Here is a 25,119-nt window from a genome sequence, read left to right as displayed (position 1 = left end):
GAGGAGCAGCCCGTTGCGTCCTGGCTGTCCGGTGCGGTGGTCGGCGTAGACACTGACGACGGGGAAGGGCCGGTCAAGAGGGGCGCCCCATCGCCGTACCGCCGGCTGAGCTCCGGATTCTCAGCCCGCGAGGAGCTTCTTGACCGCGGCGGCGACGCGGCCGCCCTCGGCCTGGCCGGCCACCTTCGGATTCACGATCTTCATGACCGCGCCCATGGCCCGCGGCCCCTCGGCGCCCGCCGCCTTCGCCTCCCCGACGGCCTGGGCGACGATCTGGTGCAGTTCCTCGTCGCTGAGCTGCTTGGGCAGGTACGCGGCAAGCACCTCGCCCTCCGCCTTCTCCCGCTCGGCGCTCTCGGCGCGACCACCCTGCGCGAAGGCCTCGGCCGCCTCACGGCGCTTCTTCGCCTCGCGGGTGATCACCTTCTGCACCTCGTCGTCGGAGAGCTCGCGCTTCGTCTTGCCCGCGACCTCCTCCTTGGTGATCGCGGCGAGCGTCAGCCGCAGCGTCGAGGAGCGGAGCTCGTCGCGCGCCTTGATCGCGGTGTTGAGGTCTTCCTGCAGCTTCGACTTCAGCGTGGTCATGGGGGTGATTGTCGCAGGTGCCGGGGGGCGAACGCCCGCTGATTAAAGGGGCGGCGGGCGATGGGGTCCCGCGGGGTCTGACACGATGGGTGCATGCGCGCGCGATACGGAGTACCTCTGTCCCTAGCGGCGGCCGGCGCCGCCGGTCTGGTGTACGCGGCGGGTTTCGAGGCCCGCTCCTTCCGCCTCCGACGGGTGACGGTCCCCGTCCTCCCCTCCGGGATGCGTCCCCTGCGCGTGCTCCAGGTCTCCGACATCCACATGGTCGGCGGCCAGCGCAAGAAGCAGCGCTGGCTGCGCTCGCTGGCCGGCCTGCGCCCCGACTTCGTGATCAACACCGGGGACAACCTGTCCGACCCGGAGGGCGTCCCGGAGGTCCTGGACGCGCTCGGCCCGCTGCTGGAGTTCCCGGGGGCGTACGTCTTCGGCTCCAACGACTACTACGGTCCCAAACTCCGCAACCCCGCCCGGTACCTGTTCGAGAAGGCCCAGGGCCGCCACGGCCTGAACGGCAACGCGCCCGCCGTCAACGCCGTCCACAACCCGTGGGAGAACCTGCGGGACGGCTTCGACGCGGCGGGCTGGCTGAACCTGACGAACACGCGCGGCACGCTGAAGGTCGAGGGCGTGTCGGTCGAGCTGACCGGCCTGGACGACCCGCACATCAAGCGGGACCGCTACCCGGAGGTGGCCGGCGGCCCGTCGGGCGGCGCCGACTTCTCGATGGGCGTCGTCCACGCCCCCTATCTCCGCGTCCTGGACGCCTTCACCGCGGACGCGTACCCGCTGATCCTGGCCGGCCACACCCACGGCGGCCAGCTGTGCCTGCCCTTCTACGGCGCGTTCGTCACCAACTGCGACCTGGACACGGACCGGGTGAAGGGCCTGTCCACGCACACGGCTGAGGGCCGTACGGCGTACCTGCACGTCTCGGCGGGCTGCGGCACCAACCGCTACACACCGGTACGGTTCGCGTGCCCGCCGGAGGCGACGCTGCTGACGCTGGTGGGGCGGGAGTAGCGCGTCGGGTGGTGAGTGTGGGGCGGGCGGGTGCGCCGGGTCACTTCGGCGTACTCAGGTCACTTCGGCGTACTCCGTGACGCTCCGGGATGCACGCGGACGCACGGGGACGCTCTGCGACCCTCCGAGGATGGGTTAGCCCATGGCCGACCCACACGGCTTACCACCGGCTTACCGCCGGCTCAACGCCGGCTCACCACTCACCTCACCCGCACAGCCCACCCGTATCGCCCCATTTGTGGGCTCTGTCTAGCGTGAGGGCATGACCGCCCCGATACCCAGGGACATCCCGGACCTGCCCGCCATCCCCGGCATGCCCGCGCTGCTGCCCTCCCCCGTCCCCGCCACGGCGGTGGTGCCCCCCGTACGCCGCCCCCGGACCGCCGCGTACCGCTTGCTGGTCGCCCTGGCGGCGATCGCCGGCGTGACGATCGACCTGCTTCTCGGCAGCCCGGCCGCGGTCCTGAGCCACTTCACCATCCAGAGCACGATCCTGCTGGCACTGGTCATGCTCTTCTCGGCCCGCAGGGCCTGGACCGCCCGCCGCCCGCTGCCGTCCGCCATCACGGGCGCGGCCCTGCTCTACGTCACGATCACGGGCCTGGTGTACCACCTGCTCCTGGCCAACGAGGCGAGCCCGTTCCCGTTGACGGGCGAGGCGGCCATGGCCCCCACAGGCTGGCACGCGCTCTCCAACCAGCTCCTGCATACGGCGATCCCCGCCGCGGCCCTCCTGGACTGGCTCCTCCTCACCGCCCCTGGCGCCCTGCGCCTCCGCCAGGCCGCCCCCTGGCTCCTCTACCCCCTGGCCTACCTGGCCTTCTGCCTGGCCCGCGGCGAACTGCTCCCGTCCGGCACCCCGGCCCGCTACCTCTACCCCTTCCTGGACGTGGACCTCCACGGCTACAAGAGCGTCCTGGGCAACGCCCTCCTCCTCGGCCTCGCCTTCTACGCCCTCGCCGTCCTCCTCGTGGCCCTCGACCACGCCCGCCCGAGCCCGACCCGCCACCGCGCCTAAACCGGATTTCGCCTCCAGCCACCGGTGGGCTAAAGTAAACGACGTCGCCGCGACGAGCAGCGACAATCGGGGTGTAGCGCAGCTTGGCAGCGCGCTTCGTTCGGGACGAAGAGGTCGTGGGTTCAAATCCCGCCACCCCGACAGCTGAAACACCACTCAGGGGCCTGATCCGCAGTGCGGGTCGGGCCCCTGAGTGGTTCCTGGAGATCGCTGTCGATCGCTCGGCACGCCTGCCGTTCATCCCACGGGTCCACGAGCGGGGCGGGCAGCCACGCGGGGACCGGGGTGACCAGGTAGCGGAGGGCGTCCACCTCGTGCCGCAGTCCGGTACGGGCCTCCCGCGCTGTCGCGGCCTCCTGCCGCAAGGTCGCCACCTGCTCGGCGGCCCGCTCGGCCCACGCCCCGTCGAGCGCCCGGTCGGATCCGCACATTGAGGCGCCCCGTCGGCGGCCATGGCTTGATGCGGCAGCAGTCGGCGCGACTGCTCGATGTGGCAGCAGAACGTCACATCACCGTGCAGGTGCTGCCGTTCGGCCAGGCGGACATGAGGCCATGGGTGGATCGCTGACGATTCTGACACTCCCGGATGGCGCGGAAGTGGCGTACACAGAGGGATCGGACTACGGCCAACTGATGGAAGAACCGGCCGACGTCAGTTGCTACAAGGTGTTTGACGATCGGCTGCAGGGGCGGCGCTGCCCCCGCTCATGTCGATCGACGTGAGCGGGTCCACCATGGAGGGCGACTGCGTGGAGGTGGCCGACGGATTTCAGGAGGCCGTCGTCCCCGTCCGTGACAGCAAGGTCCCGCACGGTCCGGCGCTGTGCTTCGAAGCCGCCTCCTGGACCGCTTTCACAGGCGAGTCGAAGGCCGCGCGGCGCCGTCCCTGAGGAGGCGGGCCGGGCCCCGGCCGCCGTCCGTCTTCCGAGCTCACCGGGCCCTTGTCCGCGAGGGTCCGGCGGGCCACTGGCCTCCTGAAAGAACCGGGGGAAAGAACTACCCCCCCCCACCCACCCTCCCTCGCCGGAAAGGCCCCGTCACCCGTCCGAGTGACCGGCTTGCAGGCGCGGGATACGGACGGTTACGTTCGCCGCGACAACCGCAGACAGATACGGCCCCCGGCCGGGACTGGCATCCCGATCGAGGGCCTGACCGATCAGGAAGAGAACGACTTCCCGATGGCTGACCCGCAGTCTAACGCGCGCCTGCGCGCCGACGCCGGAGCTCCGACCTCCGGCGTGATCCACGTCCGCACCCGGCTGACGGCCGACTTCACGGTGATCTCCAACGCCCTCGCCCAGCGACGCGGCAGCGCGGTCACGGTCGGCGTCGCGGCGTACATCTCCTCACTGCCCGACGGCTCCCCCGTGACCATCACCGCCCTGTGCCAGCACTTCGACGAGGGCGAGATCCTCATCTCGCGGGCGCTCAGGGAGTTGGAAGCGGCCGGTTACCTGGAGCGCCGTCGTGAGCGAACGCCCACCGGTCAGGTCCGTACCCGGACGTACTTCTACGATGTCTCCGGCGGCAATCCGGACCTGGATCCGGATCCGGCCGGCCCTCCCGAACCCCCGAAGCCGCGTCGCCCCCGAAGGCAGGGCACCTCCGCTGCGGTCACACCCGCGTCCGCGCCCGCTGGGGAAACGGTGGCGGTGGCCGTACCGGCCGAGGCGGAGACGCCGGTACCGCTCGCCGACGCCGACCCCCGAGCCGTCGCCGTACTCACCGCCCTGCGTCGGGTCGACCCCCGCCTCATTCTGTCCGCGCGGGAAATCGCCCGCCTCGCCCCTGCCGTCACCGGGTGGCTCGCGGCAGGGCTCCTGCCCACGCAGATCACGGACCACCTCACGGCACGACTCCCGGACCACTTCCTGACCCGCCCGGCCGGCATCCTCGCCTACCGGCTCAAGGAGACTCCCCTGCCGCTACCAGCCAGAAGCGCAGAACCCCCGGTGCGCCCGATGGTCGTGCCCCTGCGGAACTGCGACGGCTGCGACCGGGGATTCCGTTCGGCGGAACCCGGCCGTTGCCGGGACTGCCTGGCCGGGGACCAAGTCCGTGCGGCCGGCTGAGCCGATGACCGGGTGTGCGGTCCACCCGCAGGTGGGAGCCTTGGTGTGGCACGATGCGAAATCCGGCGCACAGAGGAGGTGGCGCATGGTCGACCGGTTCAACGACGGACTTCTGACGCCCGCAGAGACCGCCTCTTACCTTGAGATTCCGCAGTCGACCCTCACCTCGTGGCTGAAGGGCAGGGCCGCCGGAGCGCCGCTGGTCCACCAGGTCGAGCCGGTACGGAGGGGGCAGCCTTCGGTACCGTTCATCGCGGTGGCCGAGGCGCACGTCCTTCGTTCTCTGCGTTCCCTGGGACTCCGCATGAGCGAGATCAGGGAGGCGGCCGCCGCCGTACGGGACGCCTTCGACACCCCCTACGGCCTCGTGTCGAAGCGGATCGCCACGGACGGCGTGGACATCTTCATCGAGCACGGTTGGGGAGATCTCCGCAGAGCCCGCGACGGCCAGGTCCCCATCCACGAAGTGGTCTCCGACTATCTCCGCTACCTGACCTGGGAGCCGGGCGAGGACTTCCCCTCCAGCCTGCGGCTGAGGCAGTACCCGGCCTCCGTCCCCGTCGTGATCGATCCGAGGTTCGGTCACGGTCTCCCCGTGGTGGCCGCCAACCGCGTCACGGTCCAGGCCATCACCGACCTGTGGGAGGCCGGGGAGACCGTCGAGGACATCGCGTACGACTACGACATGACGCCCGAGCAGGTGGACGCGCTCTGCCGGGCCGTGGTGCACCTTGCCGCCTGAGTTCTTCCTCGACCGGAACCTCGGTCGCCGTGTGGCGGAGGGACTGAGAGTCTGCGGGTGGACGGTTCACCGCATCGGGGACGTCTTTCCTGACGACGGGCAGGACGTTCCGGACGAGGAGTGGATCACTCACGGTCTCGACCGGTCCTGGGTCCCGCTGTCGAAGGACGGGCGGATCAAGACCCGGGACCTGGAGATCCAGCCCGTCCTGGAGCGTGAGGCGGTGCTGTTCTACCTGGACAACCAGCAGCTTCGCAGCGTCGAGATGGTCGAGCGTCTCGTCGCACGCCGTGACGCGATCCATCGGGCTGTCGAGAAGGGCGGACCAGCGGTCTACGCCGTACGGCACGACCGTGTTGAGCGCACCTGGCCGTGACCGGAGGGCGCCCCTGCTGGCACCCTCCCGTATGCGTTGCTACTTCCGCATGCGTGGCTACTTCGCGGCGGGCGCCCAGAGGGCGGCCACGATCTCCATCTGCTTGAGGACCAGGTCGACCGCCTCGCGCTCCTCCTCCGGCGGGTAGTCGAACATCGCCAGCACGCGGCGGATGCGGGTGCTCGTCAGGTCGTTCAGGCGCTCGGTGAAGCTCTCGTTGCGGACGACGTTGTGCTTGGTCACCTCGCGCATCTTCTGCGCGCAGAGCCTTGGCGGGCAGCAGCGGGCCCCGACCGGCAGCCGGAACCTCTCCGCCGCGGCCGCTGCTTTGGGCTTTCGACACATGCGCAGATCACTGGCCGACGAGGCGCGACTACGATCGCCGGTCATGGACTGGCTGGAGCGCACCGCGAAGCTGAGGCAGTGGACCAGAAGCGGGACCCGCGCTCCGCACAAGCCGTTGCTGTTGCTGTACGCCCTCGGCCGGTTCCAGCGGGATGCCGCCGGCGAGCTGCGGTACAGCGCGGTGGAGGAGGATCTGCAGCGGCTGCTGACCGAGTACGGTCCGCCGAACAGGACGACCCCGGCCTACCCGTTCCACCACCTGGTGAGCGACGGCGTGTGGGAGGTGCGTACCGATCGCGGACCGGGCAGCCCCGGCAGCGGGGTGCGGGAGTTGCGGACCGCGGGGGCCTCGGGGCGGCTGGCGCCGGAACTGCGGGCGGCACTGCGGCGTGAGCCGGCGCTGCTCGGCCGGATGGCACGGGTCCTGCTCGACCTGCACTTCCCACCTTCGCTCCACGGCGACCTGTGCGAAGCCGTCGGCCTGGAGCTGGAGCCGGCGGAGACCGGACAGCTCTCGGCCGCCGTGCGGAGGCGGCGGGATCCGCGGATGCGGGAGCAGGTCCTGACGGCCTACGAGTATCAGTGCGCCTTCTGCGGCTACGACGGCAGAATCGGCGCGGTGCCGGTCGGGCTCGAGGCCGCACACGTGCGCTGGTGGGCGTTCGACGGACCGGACGACGTCGACAACGGACTGTGCCTGTGCTCGCTGCACCACAAGCTCTTCGACAAGGGCGTCCTCGGTGTCGGCGAGGGCCACCGGATCCTGGTCTCCCAGCGCTTCGTCGGCCACAGCCCCGCCGCCCGCGAACACGTCATCGCGCTCGCCGACCGACCACTCATCGGACCTCAACCCGGCGCCCGTCCCGTCGCCGCGATCCACCGCTCCTGGCACACCGGTCAGGTCTTCCACGGGAGCCCACGCCCTGCCACGGCCGTCTGACCGTCGAAACGTCGACCGCGCCCGCTGGTAAGCAGCAGGACACCACGAGTATGGTCTCTTGTATGGCGACGAAGAAGGTGACCGTGACGATCCCCGAGGATCTCCTGGACGAGATCCGCGCGGACGCGGCCGAGCGGGGCCTGTCGGCGTACGTCGCCGAGGCGCTGCGCTTCAAGCGCGACCGGGACCGGCTTCTGGAACTGGTCGACTGGCTGCAGGAAGAACACGGCCCCGTGACCGAGGACGAGCGTGCGGCAGCCCTCGACGAGCTGGAGGACCTCGACGCCGAACACCAGCGGCGCAGCGCCTCCGAACAGCACGACGCCGGAGAGGCTGCGTGAAGAAGCGAGCCGGTGAGCACGGGCAGAGGCCGCTCCGTGTCTTCGTCCTGGACTGTGAAGCTCTCTCCCTGGCCGTGCGCGGTGACCGGAGGATGATCGCCTGGCTCGACCTCGCGGCGCGAGGGGAGGCCGAAGTGGTGACGTCGCCGATGACCCTGGTCGAGGCGTACGACGGCAGAACGACCGAACAGCGCTGGGACTGGGTACTGTCCCGGCTCCAGGTCGCCGACATCGGGAAGGACGAGGCCCGCCAGGCACGCCGGCTCCTGGCCGACGCCAAGGTGCACGGCCACACGTACGCGATCGACGCCGTGCTCGCCGTGATCGCGCGACAGCAGAAGGGACAGGTCACCGTCTTCACCTCGGACGTCGACGACCTGGAGAGGCTGGTCCCGGACACGATCGTCGTCAAGAAAGTGTGACCCGGCCCGCGCCTCTCAAGGGCCCGCAGCTGGGACGGCACCAGCCCGGGAGTGGGACATCCCGCACGGCTTCCAGCCCTGATCCGGGCCAGGACAGACGCGTCATTCGCCCTGCTTGACCGGGCTCTCATCACTCAGTGCCGCGACAGCCTTCGCGACCACGCGTGCCCGAGCCCCCGCACGCGGATGTGCTGTGTGCGGGGGCTCCGGCATGCCGGGTGGGTTCGCGGCTGTGGGTGCGGCCGGCCCGCCTGGGAGTCAGAGGTCGGGGGTGCCCGTCAGGGAGGCCATCTGGCTGATCATCGTCGGGGTCGCGACGCCGGAGTAGGCGCGCACCTCGTCCACGGTGCCCTGGAAGTACTCACCGCGGATCGCGGAGCGGCCCACCTGGAGACCGCCTGAGGCCGTCCACGAGGTCGTGTCCACGGCAGTCGACGTGTTGGCCAGCTGCCCGTTCACATAGAACCGCAGCTCATGAGCGGGGGCGTCGAAGACGACGGCCAAGTGGTCGCCCACACCGTAGGGATCGTCGTCGGGCAGAGCCTGCTCCTCGGTGATGACCACGTGCGGAGCCGTCGCCTTGTCCTTGGTGGACGCCACGACCTCCCACTTCCCGCTCGCCGCCTGGTACCGGATCACGATGCGGTCGGCGTCGGAGCCCGGGAGCGACAGGACGGTCTGTGTCCTGTCGTCGGCCGCGGCCAGGCGAGCGCGGGCGGCGAGAGTGAAGCTCCCGTCCCCGCCGACCGGTGCCGCGGATGTCGCCGCCCAGTCACCGTCACCGTCGAGCCTGAGATCGCCCTGGTCAACCAGTGCGGGATCGCCGAAGACGTCCTCGTTGTGGTAGATCCACGCATCGCCGTTCAACGTCAGCGGCAGGCCCTCGGGCTCCACATTGGGAGCGATTCCGCCTGGCGCCTCCTCCAAGGGCCAGTAGCCCTGCCGGCTCAGCGGCGTCTGTTCGGCCCGGGCTCCGTGCCCCTGGCCGACCGCGTGGGCGGCGCCAGGGAGCGCACCGAGTGTGAACACGAGCGCGACGGCGCCTGACGCCACCAGCGCGGCGCGGAATCTGTCGGCGCGGAATCCGTCGTACATGGCCCCCCTTTGAGAAATCTGGTCAGAACACCTGAGTGATCTTCGGGCCTCACTCCTTCAGGCGCAAGAGATTTCGACCGTGCGGATACCGTGCGGATCACGTATCGGCCCAGCTTCGAGGCACCCGGGTACGACCGGGCGGAGCGACCAGTTCGGGCGGGTCACCTCAGCTTCCCGAGCCGAGAGGAGCACCTCATCGCGACGTCCGGCACCGGTCCCTCCCCTCGTGGGGACCGGTACCGGACGGTGCGGTCTGGGCCGGTCCGCGCCGGGTGGCGTGGGCCGGGACGGAACCGGATCCGGGTGGGGGCGGCGGGTCCGCCGCCGGGCCCTGGGGGACCCCGGCGCCACGGATCTCGCCCGGCCTCTCCGGATCCCTCCAGAGAGGTGCGGATCTCTACGGGTCTCGATGGATCCTCACGAATGCCCGAGGATCCTCACGTACGAATGGGAAGCCCTGCGGCTCTGGGGCCACCCGGGCTCAGACGGTGGCTGCGGTGTCGTTGTCCCGTGACATCGGCGGAAGCTGGCCGAGAACGTACGGCGTCATGAGGTGCCCCTCCGAGCGCTGAGCTGGTGGCCTGGCATGGTGACGTCCGGTTGCCGCGCTGTGACGTCCGGTTGCTGCGCTGCTGCGGCGTGATCCTGCCATCCGGGACCGCCCAGGGGGAGGCTGCGGAGTCCGTCCGAAGCCGTAGCCGCAGGTCAGGCATATAAAGTGGGTTTTCCGGTCCGGACGTTCCAACGCAAGGGAAGTAAGGGGTGGAGACCTTGAGTTCCGACTCAGGGGCACGCACGGCCTTCGCGGAACGTCTCGCGCTGCTGTACAAGGAGGCCGGCAACCCTCCCCTCAAGAGCGTCGCCGAAGCGGTCGTACGGCTGCGGCGGGTCGACGAGCGGGGGCGGACCGTACGGGTGTCGGCCCAGCGGATCAGTGACTGGCGGCGGGCCAAGAACGTGCCGGCCCAGTTCGCCGCTCTCGCGGCGGTGCTGCACGTCCTCATCCCGCAGGCCCGGCGCGAGCGGCCCGCGCCGGTCTCCCCCGGACTGTACGACCTCACCCAGTGGCAGCGGCTGTGGGAGCGGGCGGTGGCCGATCCGGTAGGGGAGCGCGCCGCCGCCGACGAGACGGACGGGGCGGAGGAGCAGCGGGCCCGGGGGGACGGTTCCGCCGTCGCCGGAGGGGTGTGCCCGTACCGGGGACTGGCCTCCTACCGGCAGCAGGACGCCCGGTGGTTCTTCGGGCGGGAGCGGAGTACGGACGCCCTCGTCGCCCAGTTGCGCGCGGCCGAGCCGGCCGGTGGTCTGGTGATGCTGGTCGGCGCGTCCGGGGCGGGCAAGTCGTCCCTGCTGAACGCCGGACTGGTGCCCGCGGTGCGTGACGGGGCGCTCGGCGGGGAGAACGGCCCGGCGAGGCCCGTCCTCCAGCTCGTCCCGGGCGCCGACCCGCTGAAGGAGCTGATCCGGCGTGTTCCGGAGCTCGCCGGCATCGGCTTCGGCACGGACGCCGCCTCCGGTACGGAGGAGACCGCCTCGCCCGGCGCGCGGGAGACCGCCGGCTTCACCGACGCGGTGCACGAGGCCTTCGCCGGGTGGGCGCGGCGTGAGTCGCCGTCCGGCGGGCGTCCCGTCGTCATCGTCGACCAGTTCGAGGAGGCGTTCACCCTCTGCTCCGACGAGGCCGAGCGGCGCGCCTTCGTCCAGGTGCTGCACACCGCGTCCACTCGCGCCGGGCCGGGCGGGACGGCCCCCGTGCTGGTCGTCCTCGGGATCCGGGCCGACTTCTACGAGCGGTGCCTCGGGTATCCGGAGCTGGCCGACGCGCTCCAGCACCGGCACATGGTGCTCGGGCCCCTCACCACCGCGGAGCTGCGGGAGGCGGTGACCGGGCCGGCCAAGGCCGTGGGCCTGGAGCTGGAGCCGGGGCTGGCGGAGCTGATCGTGCGGGAGGTGAGCGCCGACGGGCCGCGCGGGGCGCACGACGCGGGCGCGCTGCCGCTGCTGTCGCACGCCCTGCTCGCCACCTGGCAGCGCCGCAAGGCGGGGCGGCTGACGCTGGCCGGGTACCGGGCGGCGGGCGGGATCCAGGGCGCGGTGGCGGCGACCGCCGAGCGCGCCTGGTCCGGGCTGGACCCGGCCGCCCGGACGGCCGCGCGGCTGCTGCTGTTACGGCTGGTGCGGCTGGGCGAGGACACCCAGGCGACCCGGCGGCGCGGAACCCGGCGGCAGCTGGCGGAGGAGTCGACGGACCCGGGCAAGACGGAGGAGTCGCTGGAGGCGCTGGTGCGCGCCCGGCTGGTGACGCTCGACGCGGAGACCGTCGAGATCACCCACGAAGCCCTGCTGCACGCCTGGCCCCGGCTGCGTGAGTGGATCGACGAGGACCGCCACGGCAATCTGCTGCGCCAGCGTCTGGAGGAGGACGGCCGGGCCTGGGAGGGCTCGAACCGCGACACCTCCCTGCTCTACCGGGGTTCCCGGCTGGAACAGGCGCACAGCTGGGTGAAGTCCGCCGGTGACCCGTTCCTGACGCGCAGCGCGGTGGACTTCCTGGCCGCCTCGGTCAGGCTGCGCAAGCGGACCGTGTGGATCAGCCGCGGGGCGGTGGCGGCGCTGGTGGTGCTGGCGGTGGTGGCCGTCGGTTCGGCGGTGGTCGCCTGGCAGCAGCGCAACGACGCCGTGTTCGAGCAGGTGGTCGCCGAGGCCGACCGCGTCCAGTACACGGACCCGTCGCTGTCCGCCCAGCTCGACCTGGTGGCCCACCGGCTGCGGCCGGACGACGAGGGCACCAACAACCGGCTGATCTCGATCGTGAACGCCCCGCTGGCCACGCCCCTGCTCGGCCACACCGGTGCCGTCTACCTCACCTCGTTCAGCCCGGACCGCAAGGTCCTCGCCACCGCCAGCTACGACCGGACCGTCCGGCTGTGGGACGTGGCGGACCCGGGCCGCCCCAAGGCCCTGGGCAAGCCCCTGACCGGCCACACGAGCTGGGTGAGCAGCGCGGTGTTCAGCCCGGACGGCAAGACCCTCGCCAGCGCCGCGGACGACGGCACCGTCCGGCTGTGGGACGTACGGGACCCGGGGCACCCGCGCCCGCTCGGCGCGCCCCTGACCGGTCACAAGGGCACGATCTACCTGGTCGCGTTCAGCCCGGACGGGCGCACGCTGGCGTCCGCAGGCGAGGACCGGACCGTACGTCTGTGGGACGTGCGCGATCCGCGCGCGCCGGCGTCGCTGGGGGCGCTGACCGGGCACACGGCGGCCGTGCGGTCGGTGGCCTTCAGCCCCGACGGGCGGACCCTGGCCGCCGGGGGCGACGACACCACGATCCGGCTGTGGAACACGGCCGATCCACGGCATCCGCGGCCGGCCGGCCCGGTGCTGACCGGGCACACCGCCACCGTGCACTCCGTGGCCTTCAGTCCCGACGGCGGCACCCTCGCCAGCGGCAGCGCGGACGACACCGTCCGGCTGTGGAAGGTGTCCGATCCCCGCCGGGCCGCGCAGCTGGGCACGCCGCTCACCGGACACACCGGGCCCGTGTGGTCGGTGGCCTTCAACCCCCGCGGGAACCTGCTCGCCGCCGGCAGCGCGGACAGCACGGCGAGCCTGTGGAACGTGAGCGATCCGGCCTATCCGTCGCAGGTCGGCGAGCCGCTCGCGGGCAGCAGCGGCGAGATGTACGCCGTCGGCTTCAGCCCCGACGGCAGGACGCTCGCCACCGGCAGCGGCGACAGCAAGGTGCGCCTGTGGTCGATACCGACGTCCGACATGGTCGGCCGCAGCGGGGCGTTCCGCCCGGACGGGAAGGTGCTCGCCACGGCCACGCGCGACGGACGGGTCCGGCTGTGGAACGTCCAGCGACCCGCGCGGCCCGTGTCGCTGGGCGCGCCGTTCATGCCCGGGGACGGCGACCAGCGTTCGCTGGTGTTCTCCCCCGACGGCCGCACGCTGGCGATCCTCACCGGGAACCGGACCGTGCACCTGTGGAACGTCACCGACCCGGCCCGGTCCGTCTCCGCCGGGCCGCCCATCGAGCTGCGGACGCGGTTCATGGGCCCCGACGCGCTGGCCTACAGCCCCGACGGACGGACGCTGGCCACCGCCTACGACGACCGCACCTTGCAATTGTGGGATGTCGGCGACCCGTCCCACGTCGTTCCGCTCGGCCCGCCGCTCGCCGGGCACAAGGGCTACGTCAACGCCCTGGCGTTCAGCCGTGACGGCAGGACGCTCGCCAGCGGCAGCGCGGACGGCGGCGTCCGGCTGTGGAACGTGAGCGACCCCCGGCACACCACCGGCCTGGGCAGCCCGCTCACCGGGCACCTCGGCCCCGTCAACGCGCTCGCCTTCAGCCCGGACGGGCGGACCCTGGCCAGCGGCAGCGACGACGACACGGTCCGGCTGTGGGACGTCACCGACTCCCGCGACGCGACCGGGCTGGGCGAGCCGCTGACCGGCCACACCGAGGCGGTCGTGTCGCTGACGTTCAGCCGGGACGGGCGCAGGCTGGCCAGCGGCGGCAACGACAACACGGTCCGGCTGTGGGACGTCGCCCGCCCCGCCGACGCCGCGCCCATCGGCCAGTCGATGAGCCCCAACGCCAAGACGGGCAACTTCCTGTCGTTCAGCCCGAGGAGCCAGATGCTCGGGGTGTCGAGCGGCACCGACACCGTACGGCTGTGGAACCTGGACGTCGAGAACGCGATCGACCGCATCTGCTCGACCACGCGGGGCGTCCTGTCGCCGGAGAAGTGGCACGAGTACCTGCCCCGCCTCTCGTACGAGCCCCCGTGCGGCCGGTGACGCGGACCCGCGCGGCGGAGCCGTCCCGCGTGATCCCGGTCACAACTCCTCGGTGCGGCTCGGCAGTCCGCTCCCGCCGGACATGCGGCGTTGTTAGTCTTGGCCACAGCCCGATCGCTGGTGCATCCCCCGTCGCCAGCGGTCGGGCCTTCGCGTGTCCGGCGGAGCCGGTCCGCGTCACCGCTTCGGAAAGGTGGTGCGTGCTGCCGTGAGGCGCCGTGTCGTCGTCGTCACCGCCGTCCACGCCCCGTCGGCCCGTTTCCTGGGGGAGGCCTACGCCTCGCTGTGCGCGCAGGAGCTGCCCGGGGGCTGGGAGTGGCACTGGGTGATCCAGGAGGACGGGGTGACGGACTGCGTCGCCCCACACGTCCCCGACGACGCCCGGGTGACGTTCCGGCAGGGGCGGCCCGGCGGCCCCGGCGTCGCCCGCACGATCGCGCTCGCGCACGCCGACGGCGCGTACGTGAAGATCCTGGACGCCGACGACCGGCTCACCCCCGGCGCCCTGGCCCGCGACCTGGCCGCCCTCGAAGCGGACCGCACGCTCGGGTGGGCGGCCTCCCGCGCCCTGGACCAGCTGCCCGACGGCTCCACGGTCGGGTTCTCCGGGGACCCCGGCCACGGGCCGATCGAGCGCGGGACCGTCCTCGGCTCCTGGAAGGCCAACGGCTTCCGCGCCCCGGTCCATCCGGCGACCCTCTGCGTCCGCAGGGATCTCCTGGTCGCCCTCGGCGGCTGGATGGCCCTGCCCGCCTCCGAGGACACCGGTCTGCTGCTCGCGCTCAGCTCCGTGAGCCGGGGCTGGTTCTCCCAGGAGGTGGGGCTCCTCTACCGCAAGTGGGGCGGCCAGATGACCCGTCAGGCAGCGCACACCGACCCGGCGGAACGGGATGCCCGGATGGCGGTCGTGGAGGCGCGGGCGCGGGCGCTGGCGTCCTTGCGGTGGCGGTACGTCTGAGGCCTGACCGGACGCCTCAGTCCGAGCGTGCCGCGGCGGTGGCGAGCCAGTGGGCGAGGGTGCGGACGGTGGCCTCGTCGAGCCGGTCGACCACGGTCCGCACGGCGGCCACGTCGTCCGGTGCGAGGTCGTAGAGGCCGGCCTTGCTCAGGCCCGCCAGGAGCGCCTGGTGACGGCGGTCGTGCATGCGCTCGGCGAGCTTGCCGGGCTCCTTCGCGGGGGCGGCGGCCTCCTGGGGTGCGGCCGGCGCGGAGAGGGGGGCGGGCGCGGGGGCGAGGGCAGGTGCAGGGGCAGGTGGGGAGGTCCGCGGAGGGGCGGCCGGGGCGGGGACGTCGTAGCGGTGCCAGTCGTCGTCCTTCGGGCCCCACAGCGCGACGGTCACCTCCTCGCCGCGGGCCCGCAGGGTCTGGGTCATCTCGCCGAGCGCGTACAGGACCGGCGAGCGGTCGGGCGCCTGGGCACCCACCTGCCAGGAGGCCGAGTCCGGCCGGTGGAACAGCGCGACCCAGCGAGGGCTGCCCGGCGGTCGCGGGCACGGGGAACGCTCCTGACCTGTCTCCATCGCACTCACCCCTTCGCAGCGGCACGGCGGGGCGACCATACCTGACGGTCCGTCAGATCGCCAGGGCCGCAGGGCGTTGGTGGTCCGCGGCAGCCGGTAGGCTGGGCCGGCTGCGGCACCCCCCACGGCTCCACCCCGCGCCACGCGGTGAGTCCGGCCGGCGGCCATCGACACGTCTTACGGCATGAGGATGACGAACAGGTGCTCATAGCGGGCCGGTACCGGCTGCAGGATCCGATCGGACGCGGGGCGATGGGGGAGGTCTGGCGGGCCCTCGACGAGACGCTCGGCAGGACGGTGGCCGTCAAGCTCCTCCTGCCCCACGACTCCGACCCCACGGCGACCTCCCGCTTCCGGCTGGAGGCCCAGACCGCGGGGCGGCTCAACCACCCGTACGTGGTGGGGGTGTACGACTTCGGCGAGTACGACGGCCGGCTCTTCCTGGTGATGGAACTGGTCGAGGGCGACAGCCTCGCCCGCCGGCTCACCGCCGAGGGCCCGCTGCCCGCCGGCCAGGTGGCCCGGATCGCCGCCCAGGCCGCCGCCGGACTCGCCGCGGCCCACCAGCAGGGCATCGTGCACCGGGACATCAAGCCCGCCAACCTGCTGCTGGATCCCGACGGCACGCTGAAGATCGGTGACTTCGGCATCGCCCGCTTCGTCGACGACCCGTCCGGCGCGCTCACCACGACCGGGCAGATCGTCGGCACCAGCCTCTATCTCGCGCCGGAGCGGGCCCTCGGGCAGACCGCCGCACCGGCCTGCGACGTGTACGCGCTCGGCTGTGTGCTGTACCAACTCCTCACCGGACGGCCGCCGTTCCAGGCCGACACCGCGGTCGCGATCCTGCACCAGCACCTCGACACCGCCCCCGTGCCGCCCCGGCAGCTCGGCGTCCGGCTGCCGCCCGCCTTCGAGAACTACCTGCTCGGACTGCTCGCCAAGCAGCCCGAGGACCGGCCGACCGCCCAGCAGGTCGCCGAGTGGTTCGGCGGCGGAGCGTGGCAGGGCCGGTCCGAGCCGCTGCCGGAACCGGCGCAGGCCCCGGGTCCGGCACCGGCACCGGCATGGGCACCGGCCGTGTCCGCTACGTCCGCTCCCGTCCCGGTGTTCCCGGCCAGGACCGGGCCCCCGACGACGTACGCGCTGCCCGCCGCCACCAGGCGGGCACCCCGTCCGCGTGCCCGGCGCCCTCAGGGTCCGGGGCGGGCGGCCGTCGTCCGGCGGCCGCCAGTGGCCTGGACGGCCGCCGGGGCGGTGGTGTTCCTGGCCGCGATGATCGCCGGGATGCTGTGGTTCGCGCCGGGCCGCAGTACCGCCGAGAGCCCCGGCGACAGCACCCCGGGGACGACGGCCCCCGTCACGAGTCCGGCGCCGGCACCGAGTGCCGGCCCGTCGGAGGCCGCTCCCCTGGCCGGCGTACCCGTTCCGTCCCCGACCACCGCTGTCGCGACGGCCACGCGGGAGGAGCGCAAGGGGGAGGACCGGAAGGGGGAGGAGCACAAGCAGCGCGAACGGGCCCGGGGCTCCGACGAGGACGGGAGCGAGGGCGAGAGCGAGGGCGACGGGGCCGGCGAGGACTGAGCAGACGGCCGCCGGCCGCCGGCCGCAGAACGGTCAGCTCCGTGCGGACGCGCGCAGCGGCACCGGAGCGGACGTGAACAGGGTGTCGAGGCGGCGCGCGTACGCCGTCCGGGCCTCGGTGAAGCGTTCCGCCGCGAGGGCGTTGGCCTCGGGCACCGCGAACGGTTCCAGCGGGGACATGCCGGTGAACCGGAACAGACCGTGCTGGAGCGGGTGCAGGACGTCCTCCAGGTGGCCGTGCACGCCGCCGGCGGAGAAGGAGTGCGCGCGGGCGCCGTACGTCACCGACAACCCCGGGCGCCCGCCGCCGGCCAGAACCCTGTGCGACCGGCGGACCGGGATTCCTGGTACCACGAGGACCAGGAACGCGGGCGGGGCACGGGCCCGCCCGGCGCGAAGGACGGGAGGGAGGAGACCGGACGGGGCGGGGCGGACGGGCCCCGCATACTGGAACGCATGGACGGCGTGCGCGGCATGGGGGACGGCAAGGCGCTCGGCGGCTTTCTGCGCGCGCGTCGCGAGCGGGTCACGCCGGAGCGCGTGGGACTGACCGGCGGGGGCCGCCGACGGGTACGCGGGCTGCGCCGCGAGGAGTTGGCCCAGCTGGCCGGGATCAGCGTCGACTACTACGTACGGCTGGAACAGGGCCGGGCCACCCAGCCCTCCCCCGAGGTGCTCGACGCGCTCGCCCGGGTGCTCGGCCTCGACACGGCGGAGCGCCGGCACCTCGACACCCTCGCCTCGGGCAGGCCCGAGCCGACGCCCGGACTCCGGGTGGGCCCCGTACTCCTGCGCGCGCTGGAGGCCATGGCCGCGCTGCCCGCCTTCGTCACGGACCACCGTCTCGACGTGGTCGCCTGGAACGGCCTGGGCGCCGAACTGATGGGCGGGCTCGCCGATCCGGGCCGCCGGGACCGCAACAACGCCCGGTTCCTCTTCCTCGACCCCGCCTCGCGCGCACTGCACCCCGAGTGGGAGGAGCGGGCCGCGGAGGCCGTGGGCCAGCTGCGGGTGGCCGCGGCCCGCTACCCCGGCGACGCCGAACTGGCCGCGCTGATCGGCCGGTTGGCCGCCGACAGCGCCGATTTCCGGCGGATCTGGGACTCCGGCGAGGTGATGATGTGCGCGGCCGGACGCAAACGGCTGCGCCATCACGCCGCCGGGCTGCTCGACCTCGACTACGAGACCCTGCACGTCCCGGCCGCGCCCGGCGAGAGCGGCCTGGTCATGCACGTGTTCAGCGCGCGGGCGGGCAGCCGGGAGGCCGCCGCCCTCGAACGGCTGGCGACCGCGCTGGTGTGACGGTCAGTTGTTCCAGGTCCCGTCGTACGGGTCGGCCGGCGCCGGAACCGGCCGGGCACCCGTGACGTCGAGGTACGGGATCGGGCCGTTGTTGACCGGGTCCTTGTCCTGGCGGGCGGTGTAGGTGCCGGTGACCTCCAGCCAGGCGTCCGGCCGCAGGACCGGGGGGATCCGGCCGGTCAGGCCGATCTTCACCGGCTGGGCGTCGGCGGCGCAGCAGTTCAGAGCCATGCGGACCAGGTAGGGGGCGCCGGAGCGGTCCAGGGCGACGAACCCGGTGACCTTGATCCGCCGTCCCTCCAGGGACCGGCCCCGGTCGTAGACCGCGCGGCCCGCGTAGTCGACCAGGTCGAGGCGCAGGGTGCCGTCGGCGGGCAGATCCGCGTAGCCGTACGGCTGTTGCAGGGCCGTACCGGTGCGCAGGGCGCTGTAGGAGCCGAGGGCGGGCGGGGCGACCAGGATCAGGGCGAGCAGGGGGAGGACGAGGAGCCAGGAGACGCGGGGTTCGCGGTGGGGGCGGCCGTTCCCGTGGTGGTCCGGGTGCTGGTCCGGGTGCTGGTCCAGGTGACCTTCCGCGTGGTCGTCCGGGTGACCTTCCTGGTCGTCCGGGTGCCGGTCCGCGTGGTCGTCACCGTCTCTCATCGCCCGCCACTCGTACCACGCCGTCGCCAGGGCCGTCGCGATCAGGACGGCGCCGGCAGCCAGCAGCATCGGGCGCAGGCCGGCCTTGACGTACCGCAGGTACAGGTCGGTGAGGCCGGCGTGCAGCAGGGCCGCGCCGAGCAGGAACAGGACCGCCGCCTGTGCCTGGCGGTTCACAGGAGCACCGCCCCGGTCACGACCGACACGGCGACGGCCAGGACGAAGGTCGCGGGTGCGAAGCGCAGGGCGAAGCCGCGGCCGAAGGTGCCCGCCTGCATCGCGAACAGCTTCAGGTCGACCATCGGGCCGACGACCAGGAACGCCAGCCGCGCGGTGAGCGAGAACTGCGACAGCGAGGCCGCCACGAACGCGTCCGCCTCCGAACAGATCGACAGCAGCACGGCCAGGACGGCGAGCGCGAGCACCGACAGAACCGGATGGTCCGCCGTGGCCTGCAGCCACTCCTCCGGGACGATCGCCTTGAGGGTCGCCGCCGCCATCGCGCCCACCACCAAAAACCCCCCGGCGTGCATCACGTCGTGCCGGACCGAGCCCCAGAACGCGGCGCCCCTGCTCTGCCCGTCGTGGGCCGCGCGGGCCGGCGGGCGCAGCCAGTCGGCGCGGCCGAGCCGCTGCCACAGCCAGCCCATCGCACAGGCCGCCAGCAGGCTCGCGACGAACCGGGCGAGGACCATCTCGGGGTCGTTCGGGAAGGCGACGGCGGTCGCCGTCAGCACGATCGGGTTGATCGCCGGGGCGGACAGCAGGAACGTGAGCGCCGCGGCCGGGGCGACACCGCGCCGGACCAGTGCCCCCGCCACCGGCACGGACGCGCACTCGCAGCCCGGCAGCACCGCGCCCGCCGCGCCCGCCACGGGGACCGCGAGGCCGGTCCGCTTGGGCAGCGCGCGGGCGAAGAAGGACGGCGGGACGAACACCGCGAGGGCCGCCGACAGCAGCACGCCCAGCACCAGGAAGGGCAGCGCCTGCACGACGACCGCGACGAACACGGTCGTCCAGCTCTGCATCACCGGCGCGGACAGCGCCTGCCGGATCGGTCCCTGCGCCAGCACCATCACAAGGAGCACCAGGGTGAGGACGAGGGGGGAGCTGAGGCGGCGGGCGCCCTCCGTGTCCCGGTCCGGTCCCTGGGTGTCCCGCGCCGGGCTGCTGTCCGCCCCGGTTTCCTTCGGGGCTGCTTTGGTGACGGCCACGGCCGAGGTACCTCCGGTGGTGCGGAAGGGCGCTGGATTCCCTCCCCTCTCCTACGGCGGGCAGGGCGCCGGCGTTCATCGCCACGGATACGTGCTGGAACCATCCGTCCCGTTGGGGCAGTCTCTTCCCTCGTGGCAAGCCTTCCGCAGCAGAGTCCGCCGGGTGACCCGGCCGCCCCCATGGTGGTGTGCGGTGACGACGGGCTCGCGCACCGGCTGGCAGCCGAACTGCGCGGGGTGTACGGCGAGCAGGTCACGCTCGCCGTACCGCCCGCCGAGCGGGGTGTGCGGCCCCCGGTGGTCGGGCGGGTCCGTACCGCGTCCGCGCTGCTCGACCGGGTGGTGAACGCGGCCGTCGGCCGGGCCGGGGGCACCGCCGCGTACGGCACGTCCGACGCGCCCGCCGGGAACACGGCAGCGGCCCCGCCCGTCCGCGGCCGGGAGCCGGGGAGGGTGGTGGAGGCCGCCGAGCCGACCGAGGCCGTCCTCGCCGAGGCGGGCGTGGAGCGGGCCGCGGCGCTCGCGCTGGTGTACGACGACGACGAGACCAACATCCGCGCCGCCCTCACCGCCCGCCGCCTCAACCCCCGGCTGCGGCTCGTCCTGCGGCTGTACAACCGGCGGCTGGGCCAGCACATCGAGGAACTCCTGGACCAGGCCTCCGCGTTGGCGACGGGCGGCACGGCCGGGCCGGGCGCGGTGTTCGACGCCTCCACGACCGTCCTGTCCGACGCGGACACGGCCGCACCCGCGCTGGCCGCCACCGCGATCGCCGGCACCAGCAAGGTCGTCCAGACCGACGGGCTGCTGCTGCGCGCGGTGGAACGTCCGCCGCCGGGCCCCGGCCAGGTGGCCGGCCCCGGGCTGGCCACGCTGGCGCTGCTCTCCGCGACCAGCAACGACCCGGCCGGCGCGGACGGTTCGGAGAGCAGCGGGGACCAGGGGCCGCGGCTGCTGCCGGACGCGGCGGCGGTACGGGCCGCCACCGGGCGCGGGACCGTCGTCCTGGAACAGGTGTCGTACTCCGGCCCCGCGCTGCCCGCGGGGCGCGGGATCGTCCCGCCGTTCGCCTCCCTGTTCTCGCGGCGGCTGCGGTGGTCGCTGGCCGGGCTGGTGGGCTGTGTGGTCGCGCTGGCGGTGGCGTTGTGGCTGGTCACCGACATGCATCCGCTGGGTGCCTTCTATCTGACGCTGCTCGATCTCTTCGCCATCGACGACCCCGCCCTCGGGCAGTCCACGGGCCGGCAGATCCTGCAACTCCTCTCCGGTCTGGTCGGGTTGCTGCTCCTGCCGGTGCTGCTGGCCGCCGTGCTCGAAGCGCTGGGCACCTTCCGCAGCGCGTCCGCGCTGCGCAAGCCGCCGCGCGGGCTGGGCGGGCACGTCGTGCTCCTCGGACTCGGCAAGATCGGCACGCGGGTGCTGACGCGGCTGCGGGAACTGCACATCCCGGTGGTCTGCGTGGAGGCCGACCCCGAGGCGCGCGGGCTGGCGACGGCGCGGCGGCTGCGGGTGCCGGTGGTGCTCGGCGACGTCACCCAGGAGGGCATCCTGGAAGCCGCCAAGATCCACCGGGCGCGGACCCTGCTCGCGGTGACCAGCGCGGACACGACGAACCTGGAGGCCGTGCTGTACGCCCGGTCCGTACGGCCCGATCTGCGCGTCGTGCTCCGGCTGTACGACGACGACTTCGCGACCGCCGTGTACCGCACCCTGCGGGCCGCGCACCCCGGGGCGCCCACCCGGAGCCGGAGTGTGTCGCATCTGGCGGCGCCCGCGTTCGCCGGGGCGATGATGGGGCGCCAGATCCTCGGGGCGATCCCGGTCGAGCGGCGGGTGCTGCTGTTCGCGGCCGTGGGGGTGGGCGGGCATCCGCAGCTGGAGGGGAAGACGGTCGGGCAGGCCTTCCGGGCGGGGGCCTGGCGGGTGCTGGCGCTGGACACGAGGGTCTCCGGCGGCCGACGGGAGGAGCAGGCCGCGCAGGAGAGGTACGAGCAGGTGCGGCCGCCGGGGGGCTCGCGGCTGGTGTGGAACCTGCCGGACACGTACGTCCTGCGGGGCACGGACCGGGTCGTGCTGGCCGCCACACGTCGGGGACTGGCGGAGTTGCTGGGGCGGCAGGCCCGGCGGGAGCGGACCGGCACGTAGGAGCTTGTCCAGGGGGTTCCCTCCGCCCCCTGGACCCACGGCCTTCGCCGGCCCACCGCCCGGCCCGGCCGGCAGGGAACCGACCCGGCCGGCCGGGCCGGGTGTGCTACCGCGCCAGATGCCGCGCCGCGAAGTCCAGCTCCAGTCTCACCTGCTTGATCCGTTCGTCCACCACCAGGGAGCCGTGCCCGGCGTCGTAGCGGTACACCTCGTGCACCGCTCCTCTCGCCTCCAGCCGCCTGACGTAGTTGTCGACCTGGCGGATCGGGCAGCGGGGGTCGTTGACGCCGGCCGAGATGTAGACGGGGGCCGTGACCTGGTCGACGTAGGTCAGGGGGGACGACGCCTCGAAGCGCTCCGGCACCTCCTCCGGGGTGCCGCCCAACAGGGTGCGGTCCATGGCCTTCAGGGCTTCCATCTCGTCGTGGTACGCCGTGACGTAGTCGGCGACCGGGACCGCCGCGATGCCCACGGTCCACGCGTCGGGCTGGGTGCCGAGGCCGAGCAGGGTCAGGTAGCCGCCCCAGGAGCCGCCGGTGAGGACCAGGCGGGAGGGGTCCGCCAGACCCGAGGTGATCGCCCACTCCCGGACCGCCGCGATGTCCTCCAGTTCGATCAGGCCGACCCGGTGCTTCAGGGCGTCGGTCCAGGCGCGGCCGTAGCCCGTGGAGCCGCGGTAGTTGACGCGGACCACCGCGTACCCGTGGTCGACCCAGGCCGCCGGGCCGGCCGCGAAGGCGTCGCTGTCGTGCCAGGTGGGGCCGCCGTGGATGTCGAAGACCGTGGGGAGGGGGCCCTGCGCGCCCGCCGGCTTCTGGACCAGGGCGTGGATGCGGCCGCCGGGGCCCGCCACCCACGCGTCCTCCACGGGCACCGATCCCGGGGACGTCATCCCGGGCGGGTCCAGGACGGCCCTGCCGGTCGTCGAGCGGACCGTCGACGGTTCGGCGGACGAGGACCAGAGGTACTCCACGCTGCCGTCGGGGCGGGCCGTCGCCCCGGAGACCGTGCCGCGCGGGGTGGGGACCTTGACCAGTTCGCGGGTCGCCAGGTCGTACCGGAAGAGCTCGCTGCGCGCCTCGAAGCCGTGGGCGATCAGCAGGCCGGTGCCGTCCGGGTACCACTCGGCGCCGACGTCACCGGGCAGGTCCAGGTCGAGGTCGCTCTCCTCGCCGGTGGCCACGTCCCACACCAGGGGCTCCCAGCGGCCCCGCCGCTGATGCCCGATGAGGAGCCGGGTGTCGCCGTCCACCGGGGCGAAGCCGAGGACCTCCAGGCCGAGCTCCTGCGTGCCGCCCTTGGTGTCGTCGAGATCGGCGACCGGGGTGCCGTCGGGGCGCAGGACGCGCAGCGCGGAGTGCATCGCGTCGCCGTGCTCGGTGTGCTCGACGGCGATCAGGGAGCCGTCGTGGGAGAGGTCGCCGACGCCCGCGGACTCGCGGTGGCGGTAGATCTCCACCGGGTCCTCGCCGACGCGGCAGAGGTGGATCGTCGTGCCGTCCTCGTCGGTGGAGCGGCCGACGACCGCCGTACGGCCGTCCCGGCCGAGGGCGAGGCCCGCCGGGTAGGACGCCTCCAGACCCGGTGCGGCCGGTTCGTCCGCCCCGCCGCCGAAGGGCTGGCGGCGCCAGACGCCGAACTCGTCGCCGTCCTTGTCGTCGAACCACCACACCCACTCGCCGTCCGGGGAGAGCACGCCGTCCGTGGTGCCGTTCGGCCGGTCGGTCACCTGGCGTTGCCCGCCCGTCGCCCGGTCCCATGCGTACAGCTCGTACGTCCCTGTCGCGTTCGACACGAACAGGGAGCGGTCCGGCGCGTCCTCGGCCCAGTCGGGCAGTGACACCCGGGGCGCCCGGAAGCGCTTCTCCCAGTCCGGCATCTCCTCGTTCCGCGCGGGCGAGGCGGACCCCTTGCTCTCAGTCATGGCCCCATACTGCCTGTCCCGGCCGCCCCATGGCCGGTCAGGTCCCCAGCCTGTGGACAACTTCGGCCGGCTCTTCCGATCTCCCGACGTCCCGCCCCTCGTCGCGCGGTACCGAACCGCCCGGCCGGCACCGACCCCACGGCCCGGTCCGGGGCGGGAGCCCCGTACCGTGGAGGGCGTGTACCGGTTTCTGCTGACGCCCCGTTGGTGGGGGATCAACGTCTTCGTGCTGCTCGCCATCCCTTTCTGCGTCTTCATGGGGTCGTGGCAGCTGAGCCGCTTCGAGGACCGGATGCAGGACCAGCGCAGCGCGGACGCGCAGGCGGCGTCCAACGAGCGGCAGGCCGCCCGTCCGCTGAGCGAGCTGCTGCCCGTGGACAAGGCGACGTCCGGCCGGCCGGCCACCGCGACCGGGCGCTACGACCGGCAGCTGCTCGTCCCGGACCGCGAGCTGGACGGCGAGAAGGGCTACTACGTCCTCACGCTGCTGCGGACCGACACGGGCGAGGCCCTGCCCGTCGTGCGGGGCTGGCTGCCGGGCACACCCGACCCGGCGAAGGCGCCCGCCCCGCCGAGCGGTGAGGTCAGCGTCACCGGGGCGCTGCAGGCGTCCGAGACGCCCGGGGACAACGGGGTCAGCGCGCGAGGAGGCCTGCCGGCCGGACAGACCGCGGCGATCAGCGCGGCGTCGCTGGTCAACCTGGTGCCGTACGACGTGTACGACGCGTGGGTCACGCTGGACCGCGCGGACTCCGGGATGACGGCCGTCCCGGCGACGGCGCCCGCGGGAACGGGGCTGGACCTGAAGGCGTTCCAGAACCTCGGCTACACCGGTGAGTGGTTCGTCTTCGCCGGCTTCGTGGTCTTCATGTGGTTCCGGCTGCTGCGACGCGAGGTGGAGTTCGCACGGGACGCGGAACTGGGGCTCGTACCCGAGGACGAGCCGGTGACGGCGGACGCAGGGGCCAGGTGAGGCGGGCCGGCTGAGCGGGCCGGCTGAGGCGGGGATGCCGCCTGAGGCAC

24 protein-coding genes and 1 tRNA gene are annotated in these 25,119 nt (G+C 73.2%); 17 read left to right on the top strand and 8 right to left on the bottom strand.

Annotated elements, in window-relative coordinates; all coding sequences use genetic code 11:
- Positions 1-120 precede the first annotated feature (120 nt).
- The gene (locus ACWD0J_RS29295; RefSeq protein ID WP_451498856.1) at positions 121-585 is read right to left on the bottom strand and encodes a GatB/YqeY domain-containing protein; all 465 of its coding nucleotides are present in this window, start codon (positions 583-585) and stop codon (positions 121-123) included.
- Positions 586-678: 93 nt separating this feature from the next.
- On the opposite strand from ACWD0J_RS29295, the gene ACWD0J_RS29290 reads away from it, so the two are divergent.
- The 8 genes from ACWD0J_RS29290 to ACWD0J_RS29255 all read left to right on the top strand — a co-directional run bounded on the left by ACWD0J_RS29290 (position 679) and on the right by ACWD0J_RS29255 (position 5,813).
- Positions 679-1,605: a metallophosphoesterase gene (locus tag ACWD0J_RS29290; RefSeq protein ID WP_451498855.1), complete on the top strand. Its 927-nt coding sequence runs from the start codon at positions 679-681 to the stop codon at positions 1,603-1,605.
- A 262-nt stretch (positions 1,606-1,867) separates the two neighbouring features.
- The gene (locus ACWD0J_RS29285) at positions 1,868-2,623 is read left to right on the top strand and encodes a Pr6Pr family membrane protein (protein WP_451498854.1); all 756 of its coding nucleotides are present in this window, start codon (positions 1,868-1,870) and stop codon (positions 2,621-2,623) included.
- A 67-nt stretch (positions 2,624-2,690) separates the two neighbouring features.
- Positions 2,691-2,764 (top strand) — tRNA-Pro (locus ACWD0J_RS29280).
- Between the two features lie 319 nt (positions 2,765-3,083).
- Positions 3,084-3,191: a Scr1 family TA system antitoxin-like transcriptional regulator gene (locus ACWD0J_RS29275; RefSeq protein WP_451498853.1), complete on the top strand. Its 108-nt coding sequence runs from the start codon at positions 3,084-3,086 to the stop codon at positions 3,189-3,191.
- Positions 3,192-3,330: 139 nt separating this feature from the next.
- On the top strand, positions 3,331-3,513 hold the full coding sequence (locus ACWD0J_RS29270) for a DUF397 domain-containing protein (RefSeq protein ID WP_451498852.1): 183 nt from the start codon (positions 3,331-3,333) through the stop codon (positions 3,511-3,513).
- Positions 3,514-3,801: 288 nt separating this feature from the next.
- Entirely contained in the window at positions 3,802-4,695 is an 894-nt protein-coding gene (locus ACWD0J_RS29265) for a hypothetical protein (protein ID WP_451498851.1), read from the top strand.
- Positions 4,696-4,780: 85 nt separating this feature from the next.
- Positions 4,781-5,437 carry a DUF433 domain-containing protein gene (locus ACWD0J_RS29260; protein ID WP_451498850.1) on the top strand — a complete coding sequence of 219 codons (657 nt, stop codon included), beginning with the start codon at positions 4,781-4,783 and terminating at the stop codon, positions 5,435-5,437.
- 31 nt (positions 5,438-5,468) lie between these two features.
- Entirely contained in the window at positions 5,469-5,813 is a 345-nt protein-coding gene (locus ACWD0J_RS29255) for a PIN-like domain-containing protein (protein WP_451498849.1), read from the top strand.
- Between the two features lie 57 nt (positions 5,814-5,870).
- Here the strand turns inward: ACWD0J_RS29255 and ACWD0J_RS29250 are convergent, their stop codons facing one another.
- The gene (locus tag ACWD0J_RS29250; protein WP_451498848.1) at positions 5,871-6,056 is read right to left on the bottom strand and encodes a hypothetical protein; all 186 of its coding nucleotides are present in this window, start codon (positions 6,054-6,056) and stop codon (positions 5,871-5,873) included.
- 145 nt (positions 6,057-6,201) lie between these two features.
- Here ACWD0J_RS29250 and ACWD0J_RS29245 point away from each other — a divergent pair, with 145 nt between their 5' ends.
- From ACWD0J_RS29245 to ACWD0J_RS29235, 3 genes are all read left to right on the top strand, one after another.
- Positions 6,202-7,098, top strand: coding sequence for a phosphorothioated DNA-binding restriction endonuclease (locus ACWD0J_RS29245; RefSeq protein ID WP_451498859.1), 897 nt, complete (start codon positions 6,202-6,204; stop codon positions 7,096-7,098).
- Positions 7,099-7,160: 62 nt separating this feature from the next.
- Positions 7,161-7,439 carry a CopG family transcriptional regulator gene (locus ACWD0J_RS29240; protein WP_451498847.1) on the top strand — a complete coding sequence of 93 codons (279 nt, stop codon included), beginning with the start codon at positions 7,161-7,163 and terminating at the stop codon, positions 7,437-7,439.
- A complete protein-coding gene (locus ACWD0J_RS29235) occupies positions 7,436-7,861 on the top strand; it encodes a hypothetical protein (protein ID WP_451498846.1) in 426 nt (141 codons plus the stop codon). The genes ACWD0J_RS29240 and ACWD0J_RS29235 overlap by 4 nt, the downstream gene beginning before the upstream one ends.
- Before the next feature lie 258 nt (positions 7,862-8,119).
- Here ACWD0J_RS29235 and ACWD0J_RS29230 read toward each other — a convergent pair whose 3' ends face one another.
- On the bottom strand, positions 8,120-8,956 hold the full coding sequence (locus ACWD0J_RS29230; RefSeq protein WP_451498845.1) for a LamG-like jellyroll fold domain-containing protein: 837 nt from the start codon (positions 8,954-8,956) through the stop codon (positions 8,120-8,122).
- Between the two features lie 762 nt (positions 8,957-9,718).
- Here ACWD0J_RS29230 and ACWD0J_RS29225 point away from each other — a divergent pair.
- Positions 9,719-13,765, top strand: a complete 4,047-nt coding sequence (locus tag ACWD0J_RS29225) for an nSTAND1 domain-containing NTPase (RefSeq protein WP_451498844.1) — start codon at positions 9,719-9,721, stop codon at positions 13,763-13,765.
- A gap of 208 nt (positions 13,766-13,973) precedes the next feature.
- Positions 13,974-14,723 (top strand): glycosyltransferase family 2 protein, encoded by a 750-nt coding sequence (locus ACWD0J_RS29220; RefSeq protein ID WP_451498843.1) that lies wholly within the window; start codon positions 13,974-13,976, stop codon positions 14,721-14,723.
- Positions 14,724-14,739: 16 nt separating this feature from the next.
- Here ACWD0J_RS29220 and ACWD0J_RS29215 read toward each other — a convergent pair whose 3' ends face one another.
- Positions 14,740-15,285 (bottom strand): hypothetical protein, encoded by a 546-nt coding sequence (locus ACWD0J_RS29215; protein WP_451498842.1) that lies wholly within the window; start codon positions 15,283-15,285, stop codon positions 14,740-14,742.
- A 201-nt stretch (positions 15,286-15,486) separates the two neighbouring features.
- Between ACWD0J_RS29215 and ACWD0J_RS29210 the strand changes: the two genes are divergently transcribed.
- Positions 15,487-16,869: a protein kinase domain-containing protein gene (locus tag ACWD0J_RS29210; RefSeq protein ID WP_451498841.1), complete on the top strand. Its 1,383-nt coding sequence runs from the start codon at positions 15,487-15,489 to the stop codon at positions 16,867-16,869.
- Between the two features lie 33 nt (positions 16,870-16,902).
- On the opposite strand, the gene ACWD0J_RS29205 is transcribed toward ACWD0J_RS29210, so the two are convergent.
- The gene (locus ACWD0J_RS29205) at positions 16,903-17,223 is read right to left on the bottom strand and encodes an NAD(P)H-dependent oxidoreductase (protein WP_451498840.1); all 321 of its coding nucleotides are present in this window, start codon (positions 17,221-17,223) and stop codon (positions 16,903-16,905) included.
- A gap of 102 nt (positions 17,224-17,325) precedes the next feature.
- Here ACWD0J_RS29205 and ACWD0J_RS29200 point away from each other — a divergent pair, with 102 nt between their 5' ends.
- The gene (locus ACWD0J_RS29200; protein ID WP_451498839.1) at positions 17,326-18,171 is read left to right on the top strand and encodes a helix-turn-helix transcriptional regulator; all 846 of its coding nucleotides are present in this window, start codon (positions 17,326-17,328) and stop codon (positions 18,169-18,171) included.
- A gap of 3 nt (positions 18,172-18,174) precedes the next feature.
- Here the strand turns inward: ACWD0J_RS29200 and ACWD0J_RS29195 are convergent, their stop codons facing one another.
- Both ACWD0J_RS29195 and ACWD0J_RS29190 read right to left on the bottom strand, forming a co-directional pair.
- Positions 18,175-18,990 (bottom strand): TIGR03943 family putative permease subunit, encoded by an 816-nt coding sequence (locus tag ACWD0J_RS29195; protein ID WP_451498838.1) that lies wholly within the window; start codon positions 18,988-18,990, stop codon positions 18,175-18,177.
- Positions 18,987-20,027 carry a permease gene (locus tag ACWD0J_RS29190; protein WP_451498837.1) on the bottom strand — a complete coding sequence of 347 codons (1,041 nt, stop codon included), beginning with the start codon at positions 20,025-20,027 and terminating at the stop codon, positions 18,987-18,989. Before ACWD0J_RS29190 ends, ACWD0J_RS29195 begins: the two co-directional genes overlap by 4 nt.
- Before the next feature lie 180 nt (positions 20,028-20,207).
- Here ACWD0J_RS29190 and ACWD0J_RS29185 point away from each other — a divergent pair, with 180 nt between their 5' ends.
- Positions 20,208-22,172: an NAD-binding protein gene (locus ACWD0J_RS29185; protein ID WP_451498858.1), complete on the top strand. Its 1,965-nt coding sequence runs from the start codon at positions 20,208-20,210 to the stop codon at positions 22,170-22,172.
- Positions 22,173-22,278: 106 nt separating this feature from the next.
- Here the strand turns inward: ACWD0J_RS29185 and ACWD0J_RS29180 are convergent, their stop codons facing one another.
- Positions 22,279-24,096, bottom strand: a complete 1,818-nt coding sequence (locus ACWD0J_RS29180) for a S9 family peptidase (RefSeq protein ID WP_451498836.1) — start codon at positions 24,094-24,096, stop codon at positions 22,279-22,281.
- Between the two features lie 178 nt (positions 24,097-24,274).
- Between ACWD0J_RS29180 and ACWD0J_RS29175 the strand changes: the two genes are divergently transcribed.
- The gene (locus ACWD0J_RS29175; protein WP_451498835.1) at positions 24,275-25,069 is read left to right on the top strand and encodes an SURF1 family protein; all 795 of its coding nucleotides are present in this window, start codon (positions 24,275-24,277) and stop codon (positions 25,067-25,069) included.
- The last annotated feature ends 50 nt before the right edge of the window (positions 25,070-25,119 follow it).

The organism is Streptomyces sp. NPDC003011, assembly GCF_053591515.1.
This window is presented reverse-complemented; position numbering and strand designations above follow the sequence as displayed.